Annotated in this window: 6 protein-coding genes and 1 pseudogene; 5 read left to right on the forward strand and 2 right to left on the reverse strand. The window is 39.0% G+C overall.

Translation table 11 applies throughout. The annotated features are described in order from the left end of the window. Together QZU45_RS11025 and QZU45_RS11030 are read right to left on the reverse strand one after the other, a co-directional pair. Positions 1-477 (reverse strand): metal ABC transporter substrate-binding protein (locus QZU45_RS11025; RefSeq protein WP_295355266.1); only part of this gene is annotated, 477 nt, incomplete at its 3' end. Between the two features lie 48 nt (positions 478-525). Further along, entirely contained in the window at positions 526-834 is a 309-nt protein-coding gene (locus QZU45_RS11030; protein ID WP_294997757.1) for a hypothetical protein, read from the reverse strand. Between the two features lie 353 nt (positions 835-1,187). Between QZU45_RS11030 and ruvC the strand changes: the two genes are divergently transcribed. The 5 genes and pseudogenes from ruvC to QZU45_RS11055 form a co-directional block, all read left to right on the forward strand. Continuing rightward, entirely contained in the window at positions 1,188-1,730 is a 543-nt protein-coding gene (gene ruvC, locus QZU45_RS11035) for a crossover junction endodeoxyribonuclease RuvC (protein WP_294997756.1), read from the forward strand. Beyond that, positions 1,727-2,344: a Holliday junction branch migration protein RuvA gene (ruvA, locus tag QZU45_RS11040; protein WP_074840625.1), complete on the forward strand. Its 618-nt coding sequence runs from the start codon at positions 1,727-1,729 to the stop codon at positions 2,342-2,344. The genes ruvC and ruvA overlap by 4 nt, the downstream gene beginning before the upstream one ends. Before the next feature lie 3 nt (positions 2,345-2,347). Next, positions 2,348-3,406 (forward strand): Holliday junction branch migration DNA helicase RuvB, encoded by a 1,059-nt coding sequence (gene ruvB, locus QZU45_RS11045; RefSeq protein WP_083396926.1) that lies wholly within the window; start codon positions 2,348-2,350, stop codon positions 3,404-3,406. A gap of 4 nt (positions 3,407-3,410) precedes the next feature. Then, positions 3,411-3,854, forward strand: coding sequence for a YbgC/FadM family acyl-CoA thioesterase (locus tag QZU45_RS11050; protein ID WP_083396927.1), 444 nt, complete (start codon positions 3,411-3,413; stop codon positions 3,852-3,854). A 2-nt stretch (positions 3,855-3,856) separates the two neighbouring features. After that, positions 3,857-4,252 (forward strand): annotated as a pseudogene (locus tag QZU45_RS11055) (Tol-Pal system subunit TolQ); the annotation flags it as partial.

Here is a 4,252-nt window from a genome sequence, read left to right on the forward strand (position 1 = left end):
ACAGAGTTTATCCAAAATAACCTCATCGTTTTTTGGAGAAGTCCAGACGTGTTCGTCAAAACCGTGTTCCTCTCCATCCTCATGTTCTTCCTCAGCCTCTGGCTGCATACCCTCAACCTCTTCTTCAGCTCTGAGAGAAACTTCCTTTGTAAAGGCAAAGGAGTTTAATTTGCTGAGGTTGCCCTTAAGGAAATTTTCAATCCACTCGTCGTTTTCTCCACCGTTGTAAACAAACAGATCTGATTTTTCAATTGCAATCAGATCCTTTGGTGTAGGTTCATAACTGTGAGCTTCTGCCCCTATTTTAAGAAGCATGGTTACATTTGCCTTATCCTTAGTTATGTTTTTAACAAAATCATACTGAGGAAAGTTTGTTGCGATGATGTTCAGCTCCTTTGCCATGACATTCTGAGAGCAGGTAAGAATAGCAATTCCTGATGTTAAAGCTAAAAATGATTTTAATTTATGAAAAAACATATAGACCTCGTAAAAAAATGGAATAAAAAAAAGCCCCTGGACTATTGTTTATTCCGACTTCTTTACACGGTTTGAAACTGGTGTAGCCCTGATAACTGTTTTCTTGTACAGAATAGCTGTGTATAGGAAAATACCTATAGTGAAAAGCAGAAAATTGTTATTTAAGCTTGCTCCAAGTGGAGTAGGGAACTCGTTATTAATAAGGTGCAGCGATGCACATATAACACAGTGATCTTCATGATCGCAGTGATGGGCAGCGAAACTGGTCTTATAGAAATTGAAAAAACAGCTAAAGGAAATAAAAGCAATGATAAGAAAATATGCTTTAAACTGTTTTTTACTATTAAAAAAATACATTTGAATTCCTATTCTTAAACCTGATAATTATGTCACAGATTTACTGTTAGTATATGCTTACTAGTAATAAATTTTTTCATATTTTTCTGTGAGCAAATGCTCATATAAGCATATGATTTTGTTATAGGAAAGAGGTATTGGATTAAACGGTGTAAATCAGTTATACAGCTTCGTAAATGTCCCATTTTTTAAAAGGAAAAAATAAAAATAATGATATAATTCTAAGTATTGGAATAACTCGTCCAACTTTGCATAGTTTTATAATCAAATCTTTTTGAGTATTAAGCTTTATCGGGCTGCTTTTTTTCGTAGCTCTCAACATTGGCCTAATACAGTATGTTTGTAGAAAGCGCATGTCTTCAGTAGTTATTGGAATTGATCCTGGTTCTAGGTTTACCGGATACGGAATTGTCGAGTATGTAGGTAATACACCTAACTATCTCGGTTCTGGATGTATAAAAACCGGAGACGGAGATCTGGCATCAAAACTGAAGATTATATATGACGGAGTCTATTCTCTGATTGAACAGTTTCATCCTACAGCAATGGCTGTCGAGGAAACCTTTCTATCCAAAAATGTCCAGTCTACAGTGAAGCTATCTGAGGCAAGAGCCAGTGCAATTGTAGCTGGCGCAAATCTTGGTCTAAGTGTTTTTGAATATACTCCAATGCAGATCAAACAGGCTGTTGTTGGGTATGGTTGGGCCGAGAAAGAGCAGGTCCAGTACATGGTTAAAAGAATTCTCAGATTAAGCGGCAATCCTCAGGCTGATGCTGCTGACGGTCTTGCATGTGCTCTCTGCCACTGTTTTACAAACCAGATTACAACAGCAATGGGTAAGGATGTTGCAGATACTTCCTCTATCCATGGAAGATTACAGAATAAATTCAAATGATCGGAAGTTTATCAGGAAAAGTTTTAAGAATCGATGGAGTTACAGCTCTTATCGATGTTAATGGTGTGGGCTACGAAGTAGATATGCCGGTTTCTTCATTAGGCAGTCTGAAAGTCGGTGAATCCTGCTTTGTATATACACAGCATATCGTAAGAGAAGATGCTCAAATCCTGTACGGATTTCTTTCTGTTATAGAGCGTTCTCTTTTCAGAATCCTTATAAAGGTAAATGGTGTTGGTCCTAAAATGGCATTGGCTGTGCTATCCACATTTAAAGTTGACGAGTTCATTCAGATAGTGATTTCTGAACAGTCAAAGAGTCTTGAACAGATTCCAGGTGTCGGTAAAAAAACAGCTGAAAGAATGGTGGTTGAACTTAAGGATAATCTTAAGAAATTTGCATTGCCTGGTTCTGATATCAGTATTGATTTGTCCTCAGCAACGTCTGAGCAGAGCGACAGTTTTAATGATGCTGTTGCCGCTATGACCGCCTTAGGTTATCGTGAATCAGATTCAGTAAAATATGTAAAGGCAGTGGTATCCAAAGATCGTTCTCTTTCTACTCAGCAGATTATTGTTGCTGCACTTGCTCTGATTTCAAAAGGAAAATCATAATTTATGGCACTAGATGAGAAGGGAATATTTGCAGACACTCTGACTGTGGATTCTGTTATACGTCCGGAGAAAACTCCAGAGGAGGAGCTCTCTGAGAATTTAAGAGCATCAGAGGACAGAGCCCTACGTCCTCAGTGCCTTGATGATTATATAGGTCAGACCGAGGTTAAGGAGCAGCTTTCAATTGCTCTAAAGGCTGCAAAACTAAGAGGAGATGCTCTTGACCATGTGCTGATTTTCGGTCCTCCAGGACTTGGTAAAACCACTTTATCAAATATTATTGCCAATGAACTGTCTGTTGGTATTTCTCAGACTTCAGGTCCTGCTTTGGAAAAGAAGGGGGATGCTGCAGCTCTTCTGACAAATCTTCAGCCAAGAAATGTGATTTTTATTGATGAAATTCATCGCCTTTCTCCTGTTATCGAGGAGTTTTTATATCCCGCCATGGAAGATTACATGGTTGATATCATGACTGGAGAAGGTCCATCTGCAAGATCAATCAAAATCAGTCTTAATCCCTTTACTCTTATAGGTGCAACTACCAGAGCTGGTACACTGACATCACCACTTAGAGCTCGTTTTGGTATAATTCTGCAGCTTAAGTTTTATGCTCCGGAAGAACTAAATATTATTATCAGAAGTTCAGCAAGAAAGCTCAATGTTGAAATTACAGAAGATGCCTCAATGGAGATTGCCTCCAGATCAAGAGGAACTCCTCGTATTGCCAACAGACTGCTGCGCAGAGTAAGAGATTATGCCCAGGTTAAGGGAAATGGTGTTATTACTCTTGAGTTAGCTAGAGCTGCACTATCAATGTTAAGAATTGACGAGGATGGATTCGATGACTTTGACAGGCAGTATTTGCGCTGTATAATCGAAGATTTTAACGGCGGTCCTGTGGGAATTGAAAGCCTGGCTGCATCCTTGGGGCATGATAGAGATACTCTGGAGAATGTGGTGGAGCCTTATATTATCCAGCAGGGCTATGTTCAGCGCTCAAGAACAGGAAGAGTTGCTACAGCTAAAGCTTATGCAAAGTTCGGACTGCAGAAAGGATCTTAATTTAATGTCAGCCAAAACATTTTCCATAAATGCCCGCGTTTATTACGAGGACACCGATGCAGGTGGGATCGTCTATTACGCCAACTATTTAAAATTCTGTGAGCGTGCCAGAACAGACTGGCTAAGAGGAATGGGGCTTTCTCAGTCTTCCATGCTTGAGGATAAAAAGGGTTTTGTTATAAAAAACATCAAGGGCAACTACATCAGTTCTGCCAGACTTGATGACATGCTAAGGATAACCTGTATTCCAACAAAAGCTCGCTTTGCAAGTTTAAAAATTTTTCAACAAGTTTATAATCAGCACGACGAACTGCTGTTTGAGTTTGAATGTAGCATTGCATTCGTTGATATGGCAAAACATAAGCCAGCAACCATGCCTAAAGAGGCAATTGAATATATCAAGCAGTTTGTTCCAGAGGATGTTTCTCATCTAGAGGTAAAAATCTAAAAATGGATACTTCAGGTTCATTATCAATTACTCACCTTATATTTAATGCAAGTCCGCTTGTACAGATCGTTATGCTGTTCCTGCTCGGATTATCTATTGCATCATGGACAATTATTTTTTCAAAATCAAATTCCTATAAGGCAGCCAGAGCAAAGGCTGATGAGTTTGAAGATAAGTTTTGGTCAGGAATTGATCTTAACAACCTTTATCAGGAATGTATCAAGAAAGGTCAGGATCTTATTGGTCTTGAGGTCATTTATTCATCCGGTTTCAAAGAGTTCGTAAGACTGATAAACTCTGGTCCTGCTGATCAGGAAGTTGTTATGGACGGAACCTATCGTCAGATGAAGGTTTCTCAGTCCCGTGAGATGGAGAATCTTGAATCTCATCTTGCTACA

It is taken from the genome of uncultured Succinivibrio sp. (assembly GCF_902756765.1).
Classification (GTDB): domain Bacteria; phylum Pseudomonadota; class Gammaproteobacteria; order Enterobacterales; family Succinivibrionaceae; genus Succinivibrio.

What these genes read in the sequence shown, in the direction of transcription:
- QZU45_RS11030 (WP_294997757.1), bottom strand. Translation starts at nt 834, where the DNA reads ATGTATTTTTTTAATAGTAAAAAACAGTTTAAAGCATATTTTCTTATC.
- ruvC (WP_294997756.1), top strand. Translation starts at nt 1,188, where the DNA reads ATGTCTTCAGTAGTTATTGGAATTGATCCTGGTTCTAGGTTTACCGGA.
- ruvA (WP_074840625.1), top strand. Translation starts at nt 1,727, where the DNA reads ATGATCGGAAGTTTATCAGGAAAAGTTTTAAGAATCGATGGAGTTACA.
- ruvB (WP_083396926.1), top strand. Translation starts at nt 2,348, where the DNA reads ATGGCACTAGATGAGAAGGGAATATTTGCAGACACTCTGACTGTGGAT.
- QZU45_RS11050 (WP_083396927.1), top strand. Translation starts at nt 3,411, where the DNA reads ATGTCAGCCAAAACATTTTCCATAAATGCCCGCGTTTATTACGAGGAC.